The sequence below is a fragment of the Variovorax sp. NFACC27 genome (genome assembly GCF_048301545.1).
GTDB classification, from domain to species: Bacteria; Pseudomonadota; Gammaproteobacteria; order Burkholderiales; family Burkholderiaceae_C; genus Variovorax; species Variovorax gossypii.
Genome location: NZ_CP157613.1, coordinates 2794761 through 2815054 on the forward strand (window position 1 = coordinate 2794761; position 20294 = coordinate 2815054).

A 20294-nucleotide genomic window follows, 5' to 3' on the forward strand; every position below is an offset into this window, starting at 1 on the left:
ATGACCCCCTCCCAATCCAGCAAGGCGTCCTCTCGCGGGCGCAAATTGGTTCGCCACCTGACCCCCTGGCCCACGGCCATCGCGGCGGCAGCGATGGTCGTGGCCTGCGGCGGCAGCGACAACGGCCCCGGCTTCCTCGCATTCCCTTCCGGCAGCGCCACGCCGACCACCTCGGGCGTGGTCACCGGCAGCTACTACCGCAACGCCAAGGTCTGCATCGACGCCAACAACAACGGCCGCTGCGACAGCGGCGAGGTCAGCGCCACCACCGACGCCAACGGCGCCTTCACGCTCTCGGGCCAGGGCGCCCTGGTGGTCGAGATCGGCACCTCGAGCAAGCGCTTCGATCCGGACACCAACACCGAGACCGCCGTCACGCAGCCTCTGGTGTTCCGTGCGCCGGCCGCCGCCAACGGCGTGGTGAGCGCCATCAGCACCGAGCTGGTCGCGCTGATGGATGCCAACGGCGGCAACCTCGCGGCCGCCCGCACCGCATTGGCTGCACGCCTCGGCGTGCCCGAAGCCCAGCTGCTGGCCGACCACAACAAGATCAGCGACCCGGCCATCAGGACCGCGCTGCAGAACGAGATCGACCAGTCCATCGAGCGCATCGCCGAAGCAGTGGCAGAAGCCGGCCCGGGCGGCGACGTGATCGCCGCGCTGCGCAACCGCTTCGCGCTCGACCAGATCACCAACGTCGTCGTCATCTACGCGGAAAACCGCGGCTTCGACAACCTGTACGGCCTGTTCCCCGGCGCCAACGGCATTCCGGGCGTGAACCCCACGTCGTCGACCGCCACGCCGGAGCCGCAGAAGGACTTCGACGGTTCGACGTTGCCGACGTTGCCGCCGGTGTGGGGCGGTGTCACTGCCTCAGGCCAGACCACCACGATCACTCAGCAGCAGACCGTGGGCATGCCCAACAAGATGTTCCAGATCGACGCCGACGCGGGCTTCTTCAACACCGGCACCAAGATCGACCAGACCGTCATCTCGCGCGACCTTGTGCATCGCTTCTACAACAACCAGATGCAGATCAACGGCGGCAAGAACGACAAGTTCGCCGCCTATTCCGATGCCGGTGGCCTCAGCATGGGCTACTACGACGGCACCAAGATGAAGCTGTGGCAGGTGGCGAAGAACTTCACCCTGGCCGACAACTTCTTCATGGGCGCCTTCGGCGGTTCGTTCCTGAACCACCAGTACCTCGTGTGCGCCTGTGCGCCGCTGTATCCGAACGCCGACGCCAGCACCTCGCCGGCCAAGGCCTCGATCTCGGCCATCGACACCGATGCCAACGGCAACTTCGTGCGCCTCACGCCTGCCGCCAACGCGTCGACCTCGGTGCTCAACGCCGCGCCCACGTACCTCAACGACAGCACGCTCACGCCGAAGGATGCCGCCGGCAACTTCTACGCCGTGAACACCATGCAGCCGCCGTTCCAGCCCAGCGGCAACGCGCCGGCGGGCACCGACACGAGCAAACTGTTCGCCGACCCGACCAAGGCCAACACGCTGCCGCCGCAGACGCAGGCCACCATCGGCGACCTGCTCAGCGCCAAGGGCCTGAGCTGGGCCTGGTACGGCGGTGCGTGGACGAGCACCACGGCCATCGCGACGGGCAACCGCCAGTTCCCGGCCGCCGTGCCGCCGGCCGCGCAGACGCCGAACTTCCAGTTCCACCACCAGCCCTTCAACTACTACGCGGCCTTCGACCCGAGCGCTCACCCCGACGCACGCGCCGCCCACCTGAAGGACTTCGACGCCGACTTCCTGAAGGACGTCGCCGCAGGCACGCTGCCCGCCGTGAGCTTCTACAAGCCGCAGGGCAACCTGAACCAGCACGCCGGCTACGCCAGCGTGGCCGACGGCGACGCGCACATCGCCGACGTACTCGCCAAGCTGCAGGCTAGCCCGCAGTGGAAGAACATGCTCGTGGTCGTCACATACGACGAAAACGGCGGCTTCTACGACCACGCCACCGTGCCGAAGGGCGACCGCTGGGGCCCCGGCACGCGCATCCCGGCGCTCATCGTCTCGCCGTTCGCCAAGAAGGGCTTCGTCGACAAGACCCAGTACGACACCGCCTCCACGCTGCGCTTCATCACGCACCGTTGGTCGCTGCCGCCGCTGAAGGGCTTGGTCGAGCGCGACGCCGCACTCGTGAAGAACGGCAGCCGTCCGATGGGCGACCTGACGAGCGCGCTGAGCTTCAGCAAGTAGTCCCGGGCTTCACGGCCGCGGAAAAAGCGAAAGGGAGGAGGGCGCGGGGCCCGTCTCCCTTTCCCGTTCCGCCGAGTGCCAAAGCGCGAGCGAAGAATTCATCAGAATCCCGGCCGGCGCTTCTGTGTAGCATCGCTCCCTTTCCGGGCTGCGGCGCGCGGGTCGCGCCAGGCCGGCACCCGCTCGCCGGCCGGGCAGCTCCCTTCTGTCTTCGATCACAGGAATTTCCATGGGAATGATGGATGCGCTCGGCCATGCGCTGATGGACAACCAGGAGCTTCACTTCGATACCGCCGACGTGCTCGTGGGCGAAGAGCAGTGGCTGGTCACGCTCAGTGCACCGCTCTCCGCCTTCAACGGCGACTTCATGAACGCAGTGCCCACCGGCAAGGACAGCGACGTGCTGCGCGACAGCATCGCCGAGGTCTGGAGCGTGCACGACCGCGCCAGCTTCGAGCAGACCGCCAGATGGCTCGTCGAGGAAGGGCAGCGCTCGGCCTACAAGCCCCTGTGGAAGGCCATTGCCGCGATCGACACGGCAACGCAGGAAACGCCCGCCGTCCTGCGCATGGTGATGGACGCCTTCTTCCCCTCGTTCTTCCAGATCAAGGCGCGCAAGAGCCTGGACTATCGCGAGCTCGCGGCGCAAAGCGGCAAGCCGATGGCGGAGCTGGCCCAGCTGATGACGGGCAGCCAGAGCTGGGTCGACGCGCTGCGCAAGCATTTCAAGGCTTCGCCCGATCAGATATCCGACCTGGTCGCATGGGACGCCGTGCGCCTGGCCAGCCTGTCGCGCTGGGCGGTGCAGCTCGGCTACATCGAGCGCGCGGAGTTCGCGGGCTTTGCCGGCGGGCTTGCGAAGCAGGTGCGCGAGGCATACACCGACTGGTCGCAGGTGAGCGCGGCGTACATCGCCGGCGGCCTGATCTGGAAGTATTCCGATGCGCGCGAAGAGAACCTGCTGCGCACCAACCGCATGCTGCTGAGCGGGGCGCGCAGTCCTTATCGCAGCGTGCCGTTCGCCGGCCGCATCGGCAGCTGATCCAGCTCCGGCCCGGGTTCGACCGGCGCTGATGCTTCTGCCGGAACGGGCAGATGCAGCAGCAGGCTGGTTTCCCCGGGCTGCGAGCGAACGGTGAGCGTGCCCCCCAGCGCCGCGGCACGCGTGCGCATGTTTGCGAGGCCCTTGCCAGCGAATGCGGCCTGCGTGTCGAAGCCCCGGCCGTTGTCGTGCAGCTCGATCTCGATGGCACGTTCTCCCGAACCTTCCACCAGCCTCGCGCCAAGGCCGGCCCGCGTCGCCTGTGCATGCGCCATCAGGTTGCCGAAGGCCTCGAACAGCAGCATCTGCAACTGGTGCGATTCGCGCGCGCTCCAGCCCGTCATGGTCGGCAGCGAGCCCACGTCCCATCGCAGGTCGATGCCGGCCGCCTGCAGGCGCGGCCCCAGGCGGTAGCGCACGCTGCCCAGCGCGGAGGCCACGTCGCCTTCGCAGCCGTGCATGGCGTCCACCGTGAGCTTGAGCTGGTCCACCGCGTCGCGCAGGTGCAGCGCCACGTCGCCCATGGCGGCGCCGGGCTGCTGGGCCATCTGCAGCAGGCCGACGAGCTGTCCGCCGAGTCCGTCGTGCAGGTCTTGCGTGAGGCGCTGCCGCTCCTCGAGCGCGCCGCGCGCCTTCTCGCCCTCGCGTTCGCGAGCGAAGACGGCTTCGAGCGCCGCATTGCGCTCGGCCAGTTCGGCTTCGAGCGAGGCGTTCATCTGCGCCATGGCGCGCACGTCCTTGCGCATGCGCTCGGCGATCACCCAGGCCAGGGAGATCGCGAAGCCCACCCACGCGAAGCGGATCCACGGCACCACCGCATAAGCCTCGGGCGATGTGCGCATCACCCAGTTGTCGCGCGCGGCGCTCAGCACCACCAGCACCACCGCCACGCCCAGCACGCGATGCTCCAGCACCGAGCTGCGCACCGCCACCTTCACGACCACCACCACCATCGCCAGCCCGGCCAGGAAGAACAGCAGCTGCCACGCCGGCATCAGCCACAGCAACGGCACCGTGATGCCGATCGTGGCCGTGACCGGCGCCAGCAAGGCCAGCAGGCCCAGGAAGCGCGCGAGCCGGGTGTCGCCCTTGCCCACCACCGCCAGCGCGAAGCGGCACAGCAGCGGCACCGCCGCCTGGAACGCCGCCAGCGGCACCACGCCCCACCACGGCCAGGGCAACGGCGCGTGCGTGAACAGCACGCGCGCCGTCTGCACGGACCAGAGCAGCTCGCCCAGCCCGTAGAAGAGATAAACGGATTCGCGCTGCCGCAGCCACACCAGCAGAGAGAGCGCCCCGAGCACGCCGCTCACGATGGCGATGAAGCGCCCGCCGCTGATCTGCCAGAAGAGGGCGTCTTCGTACAGCGGGCGAATCTCGGCCTCGCTGCCCGCCACCACCGGAGAGAGCCCGCCCTGGCGCGCGGCCTGCGCGGCGACGACGATCTCCACCCGATGCGGCCCGGCAGAGCCCGCAGCGGGCAGCGTGAAGTACTGCGGCGTGAACGAGGCATCGTCGTAGGGCCCCGGCGGGAAGGTGCCGAACCGCGCCAGCTCGCGCCCGTTCACCAGCACCCTGAAGCTGTTGCCGATGCGCGGCACGAACAGCGCCTGCGGCATGGCCGGGTCGGTCACGGGTACGTCGAAGGCGAACCGCGCCTCGCCGTCGACGGCGCCTTGCCGCTGGTCCCAGTTGTAGGGCAGCGAGACGGTGTGCGGTTCGGAGGGGGAGTCGGGGTTCGGCGCGGTGGCTTCGTGGCCGCGCAGGGTCAGCGTGAGCCGGGCCTGGTCGATGAGCGTCACGGCACGGGCGGAGGCACTCCATCCGGCTGCCAGTACCGCCAGTACCAACAGCATCAGCAGGCGCAGCCCGAGTTGTTCTTTTTGTCGACGCATGACGCGTACAACTTTAGCAATCTTTTTCGCGGCGAAGGGCAGGAGTTGCCTGCTTCCAACGCATCCGCCCGACTGCCGCCCCGGGGCGGAAGCACCCCTCAGGTCCGCGCTTCGATGATCGGATCGAGCTTGGCGCGCAGGCGCCGCACGGCCAGTTCGTGCCGCAGCGTCTGCGCGCCGCGCCCGTAAGTGGCCGCCTTGCGAATCAGCCGCAACTGCTCGCGCTGCAGGTGCGTCTTCAGGCGCCTGGCGCGCCAGCCGTAGGTCCAGCCCATTTCGCGGCGGACCTTGTAGCGCTGCATGGGCGCGCCCAGCCGCACCCATTCGTCGTCGCGGATCAGGTCGCGCTCGGGCACGAACCAGGCCGCCAGCGCGTGCAGGTAGGTGCCGTTCTCGCGCGCGGCCACCTGCCAGAAGAGCCCCGCCACGATGATCGCGGGCAGTCCCTTGATCACCAGCATGACGGCCATTTCGCCGTAGCCGCCGTCGAACAGGTCTTCGAGAAAGGGCGAGTTCCAGATGAAGTGCATAGCCCAGGCGAGCAGGAAGCACAGCACGGCAACCGCGATGCGCGCCACCATCGGCCGCTGCGGATGCAGCAGGAACCACGCAACGCCGAACGAAGCGATGGTGGTGTAGGCCGCATGGCTCCACAGCCCACTCAGCAGCCCGCGCGTGAACAGGTTGAGCAGCACCGGATAGACCTGGTTCTCCAGCGGAAAGTGGATGGAGGAGCGCACCGTGTAGCTCAGGTTCTCGATCACCTGGAAGCCCAGCCCCGCCATCGCGCCCACGATCAGCACCGACAGGTACGTCTGGAACTGGTTGCGCGCCACCAGCACCAGCAGGATCACGCCCATGAGCTTCAAGAATTCTTCGGTGATCGGCCCCGCGATGGCCGGCCCCCACACCGCCACGAACTCCGGCGACACCAGCTTCGCGCACAGGCTCTGTATGGCGATGTTCGCCGGCGCCGCGAAATACACCGCCCCCAGCCCGCCCCACGCGAAGGCCAGCACGTACGCCTCGGGCGGGTGCTGCTCCAGCAGGTCGAGCGTGCCGAAGGCCAGCACGAAAAGCAGCGTGTAGATGCCCCACACCGTCAGGCCCAGCAATGCGGTGACCGGCACCACCCGGAAGCCGATCGAGAACATGTAGGCCAGGTAGAAGAGCCCGTTGACGATCAGCGCCACCAGCACCCAGAAGGCCACGCGCCGCGGCTGGAAGAAGGAGTCGGTGCCTACCGGCCACGCGCCGGTGTCCTGGTTGGTGGGAATGCCCTGGTCGTTCCGGTCGAAGACGGGCGCGTTCACTGCGGCGCCTCCAGGTCCATGGAATCGAGCATGCTGCGTGCGTCGGCCAGCGCCTCTTCCATGCCGTCGCTGGCGCCGTAGAAATCGATCTGCACCAGCGACTTGCGCCGCTGGTCGACCACCTGCCAGAAGCGCCCCGCCAGCTTCGAGCCGTAGTACGCGAAGGTCTTGCCCTGCAGGCCCCAGGAGGTGACGAAGTCGGACACGTCGCCGTCCATCTGCAGCCGCTGGCCGCGCTCCATCAGCCGCTGCTGGCGCACCAGCGGGCCATCGGGCCCGCCCGCCCACGGGAAGGTGGAAACCAGGAACTTGTGGCCGCCCTTGAAGAGCATGAGCGACTGGCCCGCCTTGGAGCGCGACACGTCCATTTCCCACCCCTCGGCCGGCACGAAGCGGGCCTGGCCCGCCTCGACCGTCTTGCCCGCGGGAAGAGGGCGGTTGCCCGAGGTGTGGCGGTCCCAGTAGGTGAGGCCGCCCACGTAGGCCGCGATGGCGAGGAGCACCGCCAGCGCCCCCGGCCAGGTGCGATACGGTATGCGGCGTGACGGCTCGTTCATTCCCCGGATCGTGCCATACCGATGCGCCCGTCCACAGGTCACTCGCAGGCCGGCGGCAGGCGATGCGGCATACTCCCAGCCCCCTCTCCCAACCTCATCAACCTCAAGAAAATTCCGCTGAATGGACAAGGAAGTCGACTCCCGCGTACTCACTGTGATCGACGAGATGCGGCTCTCAGGCCCCCGGCTCACGCCGGTGGAAATCGTCGCCAAGATGGGTGTGTTCGACGCGCGCGACAAGCCATTCGAGCACGCATGGCTGGCTACCGGCGACAACGTCATCGCCACCATCTGGGCCGAATGGGTGAACGTGGCCGCCAACGGGCGCTGGTTCTACCTCGAGTCGCTCGACGTTCACCACCGCGCCGGCGGCGGCGAGCGCAGCGCCCAGCAGGTGCAGCGCGCCAAGGACCGCCTCGCGCTGCTCAAGCGCAGCCATGACGCCGGCGGCGGCTTCCGCGCCGTGGTGCAGACCAACCGCATCGCGATTCTCGAAGTGGAAAGCAACAAGGACGCCAAGGTGTCCACCCGCGTGCGCGACGACGACGAATGGCACGTCGCGAGCTGGGAGCCCGACCAGAAGCTCGCCGTGCTCGTGCGCGGCCCGCGCGGCTGGGCGCCCAGCGAAGCCGAAGTGCAGACCGCCAGGGAGCGCGGCAACGTGCCGCAGAAACTCTCCGCCGCCGCCAAGGCAGCCGACGACGACAAGGCCACGCCCGAGGCAGTGCAGGCCGCCGCCCTCGAATACGTGGTGAAGCACTTCACCGGCTACGGCTACAAGGCCGAGAACATGACCGGCAAGGGCTTCGACCTCGAAGTGTCGAACGCCAAGGGCCAGACCCTGCTGCGCGTGACCGTCAAGGGCACCGCGCCCGGCGTTCCCGGCTTCAAGCTCAGCAAGGAAGAAACCGCCTGCTCCACGCGCGAGCCGCTGTGGCGCCTGTTGGTGGTGACCGATGCGGGCAGCGGTGTGGCCCAGCACAAGATCTACAAGCCGAACGAAATCAATTCGGCGCCGGGGTTCGATCCCTCGTAAATAGCAACAGCACTCGCGCACGCCGGTGCGCGACTGTTGCAAACATGCATTGAAGGGGTAACCAGACTATTCATCGCCTCCGCGGAAGATTACATTTCGCGGAATTGTCAAAAGGCGATATGAACGAGAGTAGCCAAAAGACAGCGCATTCGATGATTTACCTGCCCGTGTCAGGTAAGTTTCTTATAGCGTTGATTGGCTCCGCGGCGTGGGTTGCCTTTTCGATCTGGGCCGCGCAGGCCTGGCTGACCGACCTGAAAAGCCATATCGGCACCGTGCTGGCTGTTTTTCTGGTTTACGGCATTGCCATTGTTCCGGGGTTCATGAATGCGTTCCTGGCCATCAGCCTGCTTCTGGACAAAAGGCCGCCGCATTCCACGCTCTTGACGTATCCCCCGATTTCCATCCTGATTGCCGCGTACAACGAGGAAGCCTCCATCGAGGAAACCCTCGTCAGCATCGAGCGGCAAAACTATCCCGGCGAATTGCAGGTCATCGTGATCAACGATGGCTCCAAAGACGGCACCGCCGCCGTCGTCGAGCGCGCCTGCGCCCGATATCCGTGGATCACCTTCGTCGATTTGAAGCAGAACGGCGGCAAGGCGCGCGCCCTGAATATCGGCTTCAAGCAGGTGCTGCACGACATCGTCATCACGGTCGATGCCGATTCATTCCTCTACAAGGGCGCGCTCACCAGCATCGTCGAGCGCTACCACTCCGACCCGCCCAATACGCGGGCCGTGGCCGGAAAAATCCTGGTGCGCAATTCGCGCTTCAACTGGATCACACGCTGCCAGGAGTGGGACTACTTCCACGGCATTGCGGCAATCAAGCGGGTGCAGTCGCTCTTCCAGGGCACGCTGGTGGCACAGGGCGCGTTTTCTCTCTACGACCGCGACGCGCTCACCGAGGTTGGCGGCTGGCCCGAATGCGTGGGCGAAGACATCGTGCTCACCTGGGCCCTGCTGAAGGCCGGCTACCGCATCGGCCATTGCGAGGACGCCTGCCTCTTCACCAACGTGCCCACCAGCATCCGGCAACTGGTGAAGCAGCGCCAGCGTTGGGCGCGCGGCATGACCGAGGCCTTCGTCAAGCACCCGGGCATTCTTCTGCAGCCGCGGCTGTCGACCTTCTTCATTTACTGGAACCTGCTTTTTCCGTGGCTCGACCTGGCCTACACCATCGGATTCATGCCGGGATTGGTGCTCGCGCTCTTCGGCTATTTCTGGATCGTCGGCCCGATGACCCTTGCGCTCATACCGGCCGCATTCGCATTGAGCCTGCTGATGTTTTCCATCGAGCGCCGGATGTTCAAGAAAACGGGTCTTGTCGTGCGAAAGAATTTCCAGGGCTTCTTCATCTACGTGCTGCTTTACAGCCTGATCCTGCAGCCGGCCAGCGTTCTCGGATACCTGGACGAGCTTTTCAAAAGGCCCAAGGCCTGGGGGACCAAATGACCCGGGCATCGAGGCATTCGGCCGCCGCTTTTCTTTTTCTTCCGGCACTCATGCTCATTGCTGCCGCGCCCTGCAAGGCGCAGGAAGAAAAAGAGAACAAGGAAAAGCCCACCACCATGGCCTTCGGCCCCGAGTTCTTCCTGACCAACGACAGCGACCACTTCCAGTCGCGCCGCGTGTCGGTCGAATTCTTTCCCGCCTTTGAAAATGCCGACCGCTTCCTGGGCTTCAGGCTCGGCGACTACCAATACAAGCAGGACAGCTGGCGAAGAAGCGGCCAGAAGCTCACGTTCCTCGCCCGCAACATAGAAACCAGAACTGCCGACGGCGGCACCATGGAGGCCGGCGTGTTCGAGCAGGGCGGCCACACGCTGCTGACGCTCGACGGCAGCTATCGCATATCGCCCACGAAAAGCACCGCGGTCGAATTCCTCGTCACGCGCGACTGGGTCGAAACCCCGAAATCGCTGGACAGGGGGATCGACTTCACATTCGTCGGCGTCGCAGTCGACCAGGGCCTCGGCAGCCACTTCACCCTCGTGGGTCTGCTCGCGCAGCAATACTTTTCAGACGGCAACCGGCGAGACCACGGGCGCGTGCGGCTCATCTACCAGCCCTCGCTCGACCTCGGCCTCACACTGCAGGCGCGCTACCGCACATACCGAAGCACCCACGACGACGTCGACAGGGCCTACTTCAATCCCACGAGCTACAGCGAGTCGATGTTCGCCATCGGCTGGCGCCACCGCTTCCAGGGATGGACCGCCTCCGTGACGGCCGGCCTCGGCAACGAGACCATCAACCACGATATGAGCCAACCCACGAGGCTCCTCGACGTGAGCCTGCAAAGCCCGGTGAGGGGAGCGCATGTGTTCCGCTTCGGTGCCGGCTACAGCCGCAGCACCACGTTCGCGGGGCCCAGCTATCAGTATCGGTATCTGCGCGGCGAGTGGATCATCCGGTTTTGAGGAAGGCGCGCGAGAGCGAGCGGTAGGCTCTCGGCAGCCCATCTCCGCAACGAACCATGGCCAACATTTCCCGATCAGTGGCAACGCTGCGCGTCGCAGGCGACGCGCTGGACCCAGAAGAAATCACCCGACTTCTAGGCCGCTCGCCCACGCGCGCATACCGCAAGGGCGATGCAATAGCCGCAGGTAGCGGCACGCGCATCGCAACCTTCGGGCATTGGCAGCTGCACGCAAAGGATGCCGAGCCTGAAGACGTGAACAGACAGGTTGCGGAGCTGCTTGCAAGGCTGACTCAAGACCTCCAAGTCTGGAGCCTCATCGCAAGACAGTACAGGCTCGATCTATTCTGTGGCCTGTTCATGCGAGAGCACAACGAAGGAGTCAGCCTTTCTCCAGCCACTCTGCATTCGCTCGGGCAGCGCAGCATCAAGCTGGACCTGGACATCTACGCCGCAGACGTAGATCGCTGATCGTCGCGCTTTGATGACGGCCCAGAAGCGCTCCTGAAAACTCCCGGGGACACGCCAAACGTCAGAGCTTTGTTTCTTGTCGCAGCGCCCCGGCAGATATCTCGCCGATTCGAGAAATCCTCGACGAAATCTTTTTCTCTTGCGCGGCTTCACTTCTCTACAGTGAATGCCCCTGTCGCAAGACGCCCCTCCTTGTGGGCGACGAACACTGATCGTGAAAGGAGCTCTCCCCAACAGCTGACCAAGTGAACTGATGAACCGCCTACCTCACGGCGGGTTGCCGGTGCTCCTCGGTGCACTGGTGCGAACGTGAGGCACAAAAGGCGACGGCCAGGGCGCGCAAACACCCTGACCGTCTGACCACATGACGTGCAACACCTTGGAAGGAAGGCACACCAAATGGCTACGCGAATTATGGCCGGGCGTTCCACGCCCAAATCTTCCCGCCGCCGCAGCACCACGCGCGGCACAACCACCAAGCCCACGGCGCCGACCCCGACGCCCGACGAGGCAAGGGAACTACTCGAAATCAAACTGGCGCAGCTGAACTCGCTACTGTGGTGCTGTTATGGCGACGGCAACGGGTGGTTCGAGGAGGCGGGGGAGAAGCATCGGGATCACATGCTCTGGATTGCCTCTGATTTGGCTCGGGAGGCGGAGATGTTGTTCCAGGTAAGTGGGAAGGGGTAAGGCTTTCGGATGTGTTGCTCCAGCCTGCGTGCGATGGGCCGCTCACCCCCTGCGGGTGCCAATGCGGCTGGGGTGCAGTCGTGAGAGTCGGTTCGCGCAGCGTCACGCTAGAAGCGGCATTGTTTTGCAATGATTGTTGTCTTTCAGCGTTGCTGTGCGAGCTTGGTTCAATATCAAACTAGCTGTGAAATAAGCTCGCAAGATATTGAGCTAATAATGCAAAGATGCTTGGGCAATTTGCATGAATAGGATTCGAAAAATCTTCCTTTGGGATTTTGAATGCTATTCTTTTAGCAACTGAATTCCTAGTCGTCTTTCCATTTGAGTCAATTCAGCATACATGCGTGTAGCCGCAAGCTGCGCATCATCAAACGCCAACGCTAGCATGCGGGTTATATCTGCTTCCGTGCTTTGTCGTTTTGCCAAGACATTTTTCATTCCTTGGGTCAGGATTTTGACGCAATCGTGCCCTTGCACGAGAATCCATTTTCCATATCTCTGCAGCCCTGCGAGATGAATATCAAGATCCTCCTTGGCTAAACCAGATAGTTGCAGAAATTGCTCGTGCAGCTCGTTTAGATTCAGACTCCAATCCGCTGCTCGAACAAAGCGATATGGCGAAAGGAATTCGAAGTTTACACCCAAACGATTTCGATGGTTGATGAACCTTAATTCGCCAAATTTCCGCGCAATTGATTCAATGTGGTCGGCTACGGTTGCATTGATTGACTGTTCGAATGAAATTACTTTCTCTGGCTCGGCGAGATGATCAAGAAGTCGATTTAAACAAGGGCTTCTGAGTAAGGTAATCTCAAGATCGTTTTCGTCGGTGATTGCGAGCAAATCGGCGTAGTGACGAATTCCGCTTAGATTATCAAAATCGGCATCGTAGATACCAACTACATAATCTTTCCCAGCTTCAGAGGCGTGTCGGGCCACTTCAATGAGATTTTCTTTCCCTTCGCAATCGATTATGGTTACCCTTTTGGGCGCGGTGCGCGCCCTCCAAAAACGAGAGTCATCATGACCTTCAACAATAAATCCTGTAATTTTATTTGCCGCGCGGAGCATTTCTATTTCGGCAACTACCACGCCAGGGGTTTTATTTGTGAACATCTGGTGTGCCTACTCAAAAGTCGATTCAGATTGGCCAGAAGATAGTACCGCCATTAAATCTGATCTGTCGCCGACAATGTACGGGGAATGAGTCGCGAGCAAGACGTCGAATCTTGCGAGCCTAATTACTTCTAGCAAATCATCGAGAAAGCTTCTCTGCCAACTAACGTGTAGAGACAGCTCGGGTTCATCAATGAGGACAAGAGTGTTTGGCGAAGTTTTAAAGAGCAAGTCGTAGAGTAGAACAATTTCGTGCTGCTCTCCCGAGGAGAGCGCATTAATGGCTATTTTTTGATTGTCCGATCCTTTGACGATTAGGCCGAATTCACGTGAAATGCCGACCGTTTTATTGGTGAATTTTTTATTTAAAATATTCAAAAGGAGTTCGACGCGAGATGCTAGGTTCTCGAGAACTTCTAACTTCATGACGGTATCTCTTGCATAGACCGACATGACCGAGATTTGTGTTGGATCTAAGTTGTCCAGTTGCGCGATTTGAAGTGGGTACGGGTTTTGCGCCTCTTCTCCTCGATCTAATAATCCAATTGTGCGAAGACGGCTACGCGAAGCCTCAACGCGTTGCATTTCTTCTTTTAAAATATTCAGGGGGAATGGTTGAACACTTCCTTCAATAAGTCTTTGAGGAAAGCTTTGATCTAGTTTTTGTGATTGTTTGGCGTAATTGGCCAGTGTTGCATCAATCTGTTTTTTTAAATCTTCAGAATATGCTTGAACAGTCTCAGTCATGCGGGACGAAGAGGGGCGGTATCGGTACTCTGGGCCGATTGCGTGCGCTACTCTAATTAACCGTTGTGCTTCAATGAAGTGAGATTTAATTCTATTTCGAAGAATACGAAGCCCTTTGGGTTCTTTGGAAGTGAGCTTTGCGCGAGTTCTCGGATGAGCATCTCCATAGCGCTCTATAAGTATTTCGGCGGTCAAAAATTCATCGGAGCCGCGATCAATAAATTCATCTGGCCCAACTTGAGTCACAAAGGGTAGCTGTTCTGCAAGGTTGGTTGCATGTTTTTGAATGTTGAGTGCGTCGCCTTGCAGTTCGGCCGTTGCCGACTCCCCCTTGGAGTCTGTGAATTTCACAATAATGGAGTCGGCTGTGCTTTTTTCTTTTGATCGAACGGATATCAATTCGGCTACGCTTCCGTCGCTGAACATTACTTCAAAAGTGTCGAAGCGTATTTTCGCAAATTCAGCATAACGCCCAGAAATGAAGGCGTGTGTCAGTTTTAAAAAGACCGTTTTTCCGACGCCATTTGGTCCATGAATGATTGTTACTCGATCGGCTGTCAGGTTGACGTTGTGAATATAGAGTCCGAAGAGTCCTGAGACTTTTATTGACCTAACTCGGACTAATTCTTCTGTGTCACTCATATATATCTCCCGCAGTGGACGAGCCGAAGTTGGCGGCCCCGAGTTTGAATGTACTTTTTTCTAGCATGGATCTCAATTATTTTGTTGGCGTATTTTTTGTGTCTTAGCTGGATACAGTCTTCGCGTGGCGCGCTCATTTTTGGCGGTCGCCTTGGCAGCCTCAGTGAGCGCTGCAAGAAGGCGCACTGCAGTTCTTCAAGGGTAACCAATACCGGGCAGTCCAAAAGTAGAGGTCGGATCTCCCCAGTTCGCCGCGCAGGTCTCCGAGTTATGTTTTTTGATGGTGACGCGGCCAGCCATATTGACAGTCTGCTTGTGAAGCATGTAGCGGAATATCACCCCATTGCCGACGGTACCGACAATCCTGTAATGCCAGGGGATATTCCATTCAAAGCTTGCAGCCTCGTAGGTTAGCCGCCCCTGCAAGTCAAGTATTGGAGCGCCCTGGGGCGTCGTCCTGTGCGCGCCCCATCCGGAGCGGACTTGGTCATACACCTGCCATTGGTTGTTTCCGGTAGCTGCTGTGCAGACGATTCCAGCCCACGGGCCCGGCGGATGATTAATGCCATTCAAGTTTGCGAAAGCCCCGCTGCCAACTCCATGAAAGCTGCCCTCGCGCACTTCGACGTTGGCGAATGAGACGCCGGAAGGCAGGATGTCGGCTTCACCGATAAAGCCGGCGCTCGCTTGATACTGTGTGTGTTCAATCGTCCCTCCTGCCACTCTTTTGAAGAGTACGTCATTTGGAGCGACTACCGTAATGTTGACGGTTGCCTGCTTTGCAAGCGGATTAACGCTCCATGCTTCCAGTGTCATCGTTCCGCCTGTGCTGCCTAGGGTCAAGGTGGCTGTGCCTGCAGCCGGATTGACCAAAGTGAGTGTTCCCGCGACACCGCCGGCCCGACGCCATGTGATGCCACCGAATGTTGCTATGTTGGAGGTGGCAGGCTTCACCTGCACACTCAAGCCAATCACCTCGCCGATTCCGTAGTGGCCGGCAGTACGGTTGACGACGGCGACAGCGGGGGTGAGAACGGTTTTGACTATTGCCATGCGGGAGCCTCCCCAGGGACTGTTGTCGAAATGCAGGTCGGTCTTCGCGTTGCCTTTGTTAGACACCTCGGGGCAGATAGCTGGAGTAGGAGAAATGCCTTGCTCCGGATGGCTGTGCGCTACGCAACCTGTGTGACAGGAATTGTTTTTTCGAGCGCGACATCGCGCCATCCCCTGAAAGAGTGATCTGGCCTCGCGCGTCGCGTCCGGCGTTCAATTTCAAGCCGCAACCTCGTCTGGGGGGGCGGGTTTGGGCGAAGGAAAATGGCGGGACGAAAATTCTGGAGGAAGAATGCGACGCCCTGTCCTTGCGGTTCTCATCGCTTGTGCAACGACCTCGTTGGCCGCTGCCGCTAAAGAAGATCTGGTCTATTTCCACGGCCTTGGCGCCGAAGGTTGCGATAAGCACATCGCATGGCGAAGAAACAAGAACATCGTCTATGAAGACGGCATTGTTCAGTGGTCATGGGGCTTCATCAGCGCCTTCAACAACGTGGCTCGGATACAGACGCCAAACAAGCCCCTTGCCCCCACAAAGGTGCTGGCGTACCTAGACAAGTACTGCCGAGATCATCCTCTGGAGCCGATCTATGGCGGCGTCGAAGACCTGATCACGGAGCTAGGTGGCCGACGCTAAGCCCGGAGGGCGGCGGGGCAGCCAAGCCGCCGCCTAGTGTCCAATGACACCCACCATGGACATCGAGCCCTTCACCCCCGCCGATGCCGCGCGCCGCGCGCGACTGGAAATGCCAATGCTCTACGCCTGGCTCAAGCCCGACGAGGCGGTGCAGGCCGCCATCGCCGAGCACCGCGCGCAGTGGGTCTGGCGCACGCAGCCAAAGCCCAGCTTGCCAAAGCCGCACCGGTTGCACATGACGCTGTGCCACATCTCGCCGCAGGGCGATGCCGCCGTCGAAGGCATCCGCCAGGCGTTGGGCGAGTTGCGCATGGAAGAAGACTTCGAGCTGCTGCTGGACTGGTCCGGCGTCTGGGCCCACAACGGCATCGCCATCGTGCGCCCGCAGCCGAACGCCGCGCTCGACCGGTTGCATCAGGCCGTCGTGCGTCAGCTCGCGCCGTGGCTGTCGGGGCGCCATGAGGACTGGGCGCCGCACATCACCATCGCCCGCAAGGCATCGGGGGCCGCTGCGCCGCCCATGCCGCCTGTTCGCTGGCCGGTGCGCGAGTTTCAGTTCGTGCGTTCGTGGCTGAAGACGCGGCCCGTGTGGCACGAGGTGCTGGCGTCCTACCCGCTTCAGTCCTCCGGCAGGAAGGCCGGGTTGTAGACCACTTCCCACAGATGCCCGTCCAGGTCCTGGAAGTAGCCCGCGAAGCCGCCCCAGAAGGTCTTCTGCGCGGGCTTCACGATGGTCGCGCCGGCGGCCTCGGCCTGCGCCATGGTGGCCTGCACCTCGGCTTCGCTGCGCAGGTTGTGGCCGATGGTGAAGTCGGGCGAGGCGATGCCGCTGTCGTGCGCCAGGCTGTCGCGCGGCCACAGCGCGAGCTTCAGGCCGGGCTGCAGGTCGAAGAAGGCGACCGCGCCGTGTTCGAATTCCTGGCCGATGATGCCCGGCGTCGCCAGGCCCAGGCCGTCGCGGTAGAAGCGCAGCGCGCGCTCCAGGTCGTCTACGCAGATGGTGAGAACGGAAATACGGGCTTTCATGCGGGAGGCTCCTGCTTCGCAGTTGTTGTTCAATGGAAGCCCCGAGATTGCTCCACGCCATGCCCGCCGACTTGAACAAAACGGCCACGCCACCGCTCGCGCAGGAGGTCGGCCGTTATGCCGAAGCCCCGGTGCCGCCTTCCTTGCGCGGCATCTTTGCCTGCCAGTGGATGCATGTGCTGCCCGCTGATGCCGGCGGCGTGCTGCCGCTGCTGGTGGTGCCCGACGGCTCGATCGACCTGCAGTGGATCGATGGCGTGGTGCGCGTGGCCGGCCCCGACCGGCAACCGCATGCCGAAGCGCTGCGGCCCGGCGCGCAGGTGCTGGGCCTGCGCTTCCACCCCGGCGCGGCGGCCGCGTGGCTGGGCATCGACATGAGCGCGCTCGCGGATCGCCGCGTTGCGCTGCGCGACCTGTGGGGTGCGCGCGCGGCGGCATGCCTCGCCGCGGACTCGTCTGCCCAATTCATGCACAAGGTGGCCGTGCGGCCACAGCCAGCCGCCAGTCTCACGCCAGATGCCGCGATGGCCGAAGCCTTCCGCTTGCTGCAGTCCGGCATGGCCCCCGAAGACTCGCCGCTGCGCTGGCTCTCCGAGCGCCTGCAGCAGCCCGAGCGCACGCTGCGCCGCCGTTTCGTGAAGCACTTCGGCTACGGCCCGCAGACGCTGGCACGCGTGCTGCGCTACCAGCGCTTTCTGCAGCTGGCGCGTGCGGAGCCATCGACGTCGTTGGCTCATCTGGCCGCCGAGGCCGGCTATGCCGATCAGCCGCACCTGGCACGCGAGAGTCGCCGGCTGGCGGGCCGCCCGCCCTCAGCGCTGCCGCGCGATCAGGCTTCCAGCACTCTGGCTTTCGGCCAGCGGGCGGCGTAGTTTTTCTGTTCCGCGCGTTGCCGGTAGGTGGCCAGGCTCACACGCGCTGCCTGGCATCTCTGACGAAACGGCAGAGTGGTAGCCCCGCCGTCGCCGTTCACCTCTGCGGCATGTCCTTCACCGAGTAGCCAAGGCTCACAGTCGCATCCTCCGGAATCGCCGGCATCGTCGCATTCCACGCCTGCCAGTCCGCCCGCATCGCAGCCAGCCTCTCCGGCTCCTTCTTCGCCAGATTCGCCCGCTCGCGCTCATCGCCGGGAATGTTGAACAGGTACTCGTTGCCGTCCACCTTCAGGTACTTCCAGTCGCCGTCGCGCATGGCTTCCTGCCCGCGATGGTTCATGCGCCAGTGCAGCGGGCGGCGGAAGCTCTTCGACGCGTCCTTGAGCACGGGCATCAGCGAGACGCCGTCGAGCGGGTAGTCGGGGTGCGCGGCCACGCCGGCTGCGTCGAGCATGGTGGCCGACCAGTCCATGGTCATGCACAGCTGGGTGCTCTCGCCGCCCTTGCCGATCACGGCGGGCCAGTGCGCGATCCATGGCACGCGGATGCCGCCTTCGGTCAGGTCCATCTTGCCGCCCACCAGCGGCCAGTTGTCGGAGAAGCGTTCGCCGCCGTTGTCGCTGGTGAACACCACCAGGGTGTTGTCGGCCATGCCGTGCTTCTCGAGCGCGGCCATGATCCAGCCGATGCCTTCGTCCATGTGATGGATCATGCGGCGGTACACGTTGATGTTGCCGCCGGCCAGGTCGAACAGGTTGTCCTTGATGCTCGGGGCCTTGGCTGCGTCGTCGCGCGTTTCCCACGGCCAGTGCGGCGCGGTGTAGTGCAGGCTCAGGAAGAAGGGGGCGTCCTGCTTTGCCATGCGCTCCACATAGTCGACCGCGCGCTTCGAGAGGATGTCGGTGAGGTAGCCCTCTTCCTGCCTGTCTTCCTCGCCGAACCACAGGTCGTGGCGGCCGGTGGAGTCGCAATGGGTGAAGTAGTCGACGCCGCCCGACATGGGGCCGAAGAACTCGTCGTAGCCCGAGCGCAGCGGGCCGAAGGTGGGCGGGTAGCCCAGGTGCCACTTGCCGATGAGGGCGGTCTGGTAGCCGCTGGCCTTCAGGAGCGAAGGCAGGGTGGGGTGGTCGGTGGGCAGGCCGAGGGTGGTGCTGCCGCGGCTCTTGCTGTTGATGGGCTCCTCGGCCGCGCCGCGCAGGCGGTACTGGTAGCGGCCGGTGATCATGCCGAAGCGCGTGGGCGAGCACACGGGCGAGTTCGAGTAGCCCTGGGTGAGCTTCAGGCCGTTGGCGGCAAGGCCGTCGAGCACAGGCGAGACGGGGCCGAACGCCGCGTCGCGGCCGCCGTAGCAGCCGAGGTCGGCATAGCCGAGGTCGTCGGCCACGATGAAGATGATGTTGGGTCTGGTCATAAATTGATCGCGCTTTCGAGGCTCGGAGGTCTTTTCGGGGAACACCGCGGAACCGGCTTTGCCGGGCCGCTGGTGTTGCCCCCTGGAAGGGGGTTGGCGAAGCGACACGAAGTGCGCGAAGACTGGGGGTTGTCCTAAGGTTGGTAGCCCGACTTCTGGACGACCGGCGCCCACTGGGCACGGTAGGCCTTGAGCATCGCGGCGGTCTGCGCCTGGGTGCTCACCACGGGCGTCATGCCCGAGTCCTTGAACTTGCGTTGGGTGTCCGGGTCCTGCATGACTTCGCGGATCACGACGGCGAGGCGCTCGGCCTTTTCCTTGGGCATGGTGGCCGGTGCGAAGAAGGTGTTCCAGCCGGTGGCGGCGAGGTCGAGGCCGGCTTCCTTGAAGGTGGGCACGTCGGGCAGGAAGGGCGAGCGCTTGGCGCCCGAGATCGCGAGGATGCGCAGCTTGCCCGCGGCGTGCTGCGGCACGGCCACGTCTTCGGTGTCGACGGCAACGGGCACCTGCCCGCCGATCACGTCGTTCAGCAGCGGGGCCGAGCCGCGATAGCCGATCACCTGGGTCTGCACCTTGGCCTTCTCGCCCACCATGAGGCCGAAGAAGTGCGGCAGGCTGCCGGTTGCCGGCACGCCCACGTTGGCCTGGTTGGGGTTGGCGCGCATCCAGGCGAGCAGGTGGTTCAGCTCGCGCACGGGCAGGGTGGGCGACACGGCCAGCGCGAAGTTGTAGTCGTTGACGTAAGACACGGGCACGAAGTCGCGCTCGGCGTCGTAGTTGTTGTCCTTGAAGACCAGCGGCGCCACCACCATCACGGCGGGGTTGGCGAGCATCAGCACGTTCTGGCTGGCGGGCGTGGCCTTCACTTGCTGCGCGGCAAGGCGGCCGCCCGCGCCGGGCTTGTTGTCGACCACCACGGGCACGCCGAGGCGGGAGGTGAGCTTGTCGCCCACGATGCGCGCCACGCGGTCGGTGGCGCCGCCGGGGGCGTAGCCGACCACGATGTGCAGCGGGGTGTCGAACTTGACCTGCTGTTGTTGCTGTTGAGCGGCTGCGCCGGTGGCGAAAGCCGTCGTGAGGCCGGCGATGGCCAGCATGCCGGCGAGGCGGCGGGTCATGGGGAGGGATTGGGTCGG

At 63.2% G+C, this 20294-nt stretch carries 19 protein-coding genes; 10 read left to right on the forward strand and 9 right to left on the reverse strand.

The annotated features are described in order from the left end of the window. The first annotated feature begins 93 nt into the window (after positions 1–93). Positions 94–2223, forward strand: coding sequence for an acid phosphatase (gene acpA, locus ABL840_RS13060; RefSeq protein WP_093301193.1), 2130 nt, complete (start codon positions 94–96; stop codon positions 2221–2223). 229 nt (positions 2224–2452) lie between these two features. Continuing rightward, positions 2453–3265: a DUF1266 domain-containing protein gene (locus tag ABL840_RS13065; RefSeq protein ID WP_093300749.1), complete on the forward strand. Its 813-nt coding sequence runs from the start codon at positions 2453–2455 to the stop codon at positions 3263–3265. Here ABL840_RS13065 and ABL840_RS13070 read toward each other — a convergent pair. The 3 genes from ABL840_RS13070 to ABL840_RS13080 form a co-directional block, all read right to left on the reverse strand. Next, complete coding sequence (locus tag ABL840_RS13070) at positions 3226–5160, reverse strand: sensor histidine kinase (RefSeq protein ID WP_093429317.1); 1935 nt, start codon at positions 5158–5160, stop codon at positions 3226–3228. The genes ABL840_RS13065 and ABL840_RS13070 overlap by 40 nt on opposite strands. A gap of 98 nt (positions 5161–5258) precedes the next feature. Further along, positions 5259–6473 (reverse strand): PrsW family intramembrane metalloprotease, encoded by a 1215-nt coding sequence (locus tag ABL840_RS13075; RefSeq protein WP_093300746.1) that lies wholly within the window; start codon positions 6471–6473, stop codon positions 5259–5261. Next, positions 6470–7030, reverse strand: a complete 561-nt coding sequence (locus tag ABL840_RS13080) for a hypothetical protein (RefSeq protein ID WP_093204584.1) — start codon at positions 7028–7030, stop codon at positions 6470–6472. The genes ABL840_RS13075 and ABL840_RS13080 overlap by 4 nt, the downstream gene beginning before the upstream one ends. A 121-nt stretch (positions 7031–7151) precedes the next feature. Between ABL840_RS13080 and ABL840_RS13085 the strand changes: the two genes are divergently transcribed. The 5 genes from ABL840_RS13085 to ABL840_RS13105 all read left to right on the forward strand — a co-directional run bounded on the left by ABL840_RS13085 (position 7152) and on the right by ABL840_RS13105 (position 11651). Then, complete coding sequence (locus ABL840_RS13085; RefSeq protein WP_093300745.1) at positions 7152–8066, forward strand: protein NO VEIN domain-containing protein; 915 nt, start codon at positions 7152–7154, stop codon at positions 8064–8066. Positions 8067–8218: 152 nt separating this feature from the next. After that, complete coding sequence (locus ABL840_RS13090) at positions 8219–9523, forward strand: glycosyltransferase (RefSeq protein WP_240652058.1); 1305 nt, start codon at positions 8219–8221, stop codon at positions 9521–9523. Positions 9524–9573: 50 nt separating this feature from the next. After that, positions 9574–10491, forward strand: a complete 918-nt coding sequence (locus tag ABL840_RS13095; protein WP_093300742.1) for a hypothetical protein — start codon at positions 9574–9576, stop codon at positions 10489–10491. Between the two features lie 56 nt (positions 10492–10547). After that, positions 10548–10961 (forward strand): DUF4279 domain-containing protein, encoded by a 414-nt coding sequence (locus ABL840_RS13100; RefSeq protein ID WP_093300740.1) that lies wholly within the window; start codon positions 10548–10550, stop codon positions 10959–10961. Positions 10962–11360: 399 nt separating this feature from the next. After that, positions 11361–11651 carry a hypothetical protein gene (locus ABL840_RS13105; protein ID WP_176947433.1) on the forward strand — a complete coding sequence of 97 codons (291 nt, stop codon included), beginning with the start codon at positions 11361–11363 and terminating at the stop codon, positions 11649–11651. A 282-nt stretch (positions 11652–11933) separates the two neighbouring features. Here the strand turns inward: ABL840_RS13105 and ABL840_RS13110 are convergent, their stop codons facing one another. The 3 genes from ABL840_RS13110 to ABL840_RS13120 form a co-directional block, all read right to left on the reverse strand. After that, positions 11934–12767, reverse strand: coding sequence for a DUF4435 domain-containing protein (locus tag ABL840_RS13110; protein WP_093300739.1), 834 nt, complete (start codon positions 12765–12767; stop codon positions 11934–11936). Between the two features lie 9 nt (positions 12768–12776). Further along, a complete protein-coding gene (locus ABL840_RS13115; RefSeq protein WP_093300738.1) occupies positions 12777–14156 on the reverse strand; it encodes an AAA family ATPase in 1380 nt (459 codons plus the stop codon). A 195-nt stretch (positions 14157–14351) separates the two neighbouring features. Next, positions 14352–15209, reverse strand: a complete 858-nt coding sequence (locus tag ABL840_RS13120; protein WP_143093962.1) for a hypothetical protein — start codon at positions 15207–15209, stop codon at positions 14352–14354. Positions 15210–15501: 292 nt separating this feature from the next. Between ABL840_RS13120 and ABL840_RS13125 the strand changes: the two genes are divergently transcribed. Both ABL840_RS13125 and ABL840_RS13130 read left to right on the forward strand, forming a co-directional pair. Next, positions 15502–15846, forward strand: coding sequence for a hypothetical protein (locus tag ABL840_RS13125; RefSeq protein WP_093300736.1), 345 nt, complete (start codon positions 15502–15504; stop codon positions 15844–15846). A gap of 55 nt (positions 15847–15901) precedes the next feature. After that, on the forward strand, positions 15902–16495 hold the full coding sequence (locus tag ABL840_RS13130; protein WP_176947432.1) for a 2'-5' RNA ligase family protein: 594 nt from the start codon (positions 15902–15904) through the stop codon (positions 16493–16495). Here ABL840_RS13130 and ABL840_RS13135 read toward each other — a convergent pair. Beyond that, on the reverse strand, positions 16465–16872 hold the full coding sequence (locus ABL840_RS13135) for a VOC family protein (protein ID WP_093300733.1): 408 nt from the start codon (positions 16870–16872) through the stop codon (positions 16465–16467). The two genes, ABL840_RS13130 and ABL840_RS13135, sit on opposite strands and share 31 nt — an antisense overlap. Before the next feature lie 59 nt (positions 16873–16931). On the opposite strand from ABL840_RS13135, the gene ABL840_RS13140 reads away from it, so the two are divergent. Beyond that, positions 16932–17744, forward strand: a complete 813-nt coding sequence (locus ABL840_RS13140) for a helix-turn-helix domain-containing protein (RefSeq protein WP_176947431.1) — start codon at positions 16932–16934, stop codon at positions 17742–17744. A 97-nt stretch (positions 17745–17841) separates the two neighbouring features. On the opposite strand, the gene ABL840_RS13145 is transcribed toward ABL840_RS13140, so the two are convergent. Together ABL840_RS13145 and ABL840_RS13150 are read right to left on the reverse strand one after the other, a co-directional pair. Continuing rightward, complete coding sequence (locus ABL840_RS13145; protein WP_093300730.1) at positions 17842–19158, reverse strand: sulfatase; 1317 nt, start codon at positions 19156–19158, stop codon at positions 17842–17844. Positions 19159–19292: 134 nt separating this feature from the next. After that, positions 19293–20276, reverse strand: a complete 984-nt coding sequence (locus ABL840_RS13150) for a Bug family tripartite tricarboxylate transporter substrate binding protein (protein ID WP_176947430.1) — start codon at positions 20274–20276, stop codon at positions 19293–19295. Positions 20277–20294: the final 18 nt, after the last annotated feature.

Excerpts from the sequence above, each read along its gene's own strand:
- acpA (WP_093301193.1), top strand. The coding sequence starts at position 94 with ATGGTCGTGGCCTGCGGCGGCAGCGACAACGGCCCCGGCTTCCTCGCA.
- ABL840_RS13065 (WP_093300749.1), top strand. The coding sequence starts at position 2,453 with ATGGGAATGATGGATGCGCTCGGCCATGCGCTGATGGACAACCAGGAG.
- ABL840_RS13070 (WP_093429317.1), bottom strand. The coding sequence starts at position 5,160 with ATGCGTCGACAAAAAGAACAACTCGGGCTGCGCCTGCTGATGCTGTTG.
- ABL840_RS13080 (WP_093204584.1), bottom strand. The coding sequence starts at position 7,030 with ATGAACGAGCCGTCACGCCGCATACCGTATCGCACCTGGCCGGGGGCG.
- ABL840_RS13085 (WP_093300745.1), top strand. The coding sequence starts at position 7,152 with ATGGACAAGGAAGTCGACTCCCGCGTACTCACTGTGATCGACGAGATG.
- ABL840_RS13090 (WP_240652058.1), top strand. The coding sequence starts at position 8,219 with ATGATTTACCTGCCCGTGTCAGGTAAGTTTCTTATAGCGTTGATTGGC.
- ABL840_RS13095 (WP_093300742.1), top strand. The coding sequence starts at position 9,574 with ATGCTCATTGCTGCCGCGCCCTGCAAGGCGCAGGAAGAAAAAGAGAAC.
- ABL840_RS13100 (WP_093300740.1), top strand. The coding sequence starts at position 10,548 with ATGGCCAACATTTCCCGATCAGTGGCAACGCTGCGCGTCGCAGGCGAC.
- ABL840_RS13105 (WP_176947433.1), top strand. The coding sequence starts at position 11,361 with ATGGCTACGCGAATTATGGCCGGGCGTTCCACGCCCAAATCTTCCCGC.
- ABL840_RS13110 (WP_093300739.1), bottom strand. The coding sequence starts at position 12,767 with ATGTTCACAAATAAAACCCCTGGCGTGGTAGTTGCCGAAATAGAAATG.
- ABL840_RS13115 (WP_093300738.1), bottom strand. The coding sequence starts at position 14,156 with ATGAGTGACACAGAAGAATTAGTCCGAGTTAGGTCAATAAAAGTCTCA.
- ABL840_RS13120 (WP_143093962.1), bottom strand. The coding sequence starts at position 15,209 with ATGGCAATAGTCAAAACCGTTCTCACCCCCGCTGTCGCCGTCGTCAAC.
- ABL840_RS13125 (WP_093300736.1), top strand. The coding sequence starts at position 15,502 with ATGCGACGCCCTGTCCTTGCGGTTCTCATCGCTTGTGCAACGACCTCG.
- ABL840_RS13130 (WP_176947432.1), top strand. The coding sequence starts at position 15,902 with ATGGACATCGAGCCCTTCACCCCCGCCGATGCCGCGCGCCGCGCGCGA.
- ABL840_RS13135 (WP_093300733.1), bottom strand. The coding sequence starts at position 16,872 with ATGAAAGCCCGTATTTCCGTTCTCACCATCTGCGTAGACGACCTGGAG.
- ABL840_RS13140 (WP_176947431.1), top strand. The coding sequence starts at position 16,932 with ATGCCCGCCGACTTGAACAAAACGGCCACGCCACCGCTCGCGCAGGAG.
- ABL840_RS13145 (WP_093300730.1), bottom strand. The coding sequence starts at position 19,158 with ATGACCAGACCCAACATCATCTTCATCGTGGCCGACGACCTCGGCTAT.
- ABL840_RS13150 (WP_176947430.1), bottom strand. The coding sequence starts at position 20,276 with ATGACCCGCCGCCTCGCCGGCATGCTGGCCATCGCCGGCCTCACGACG.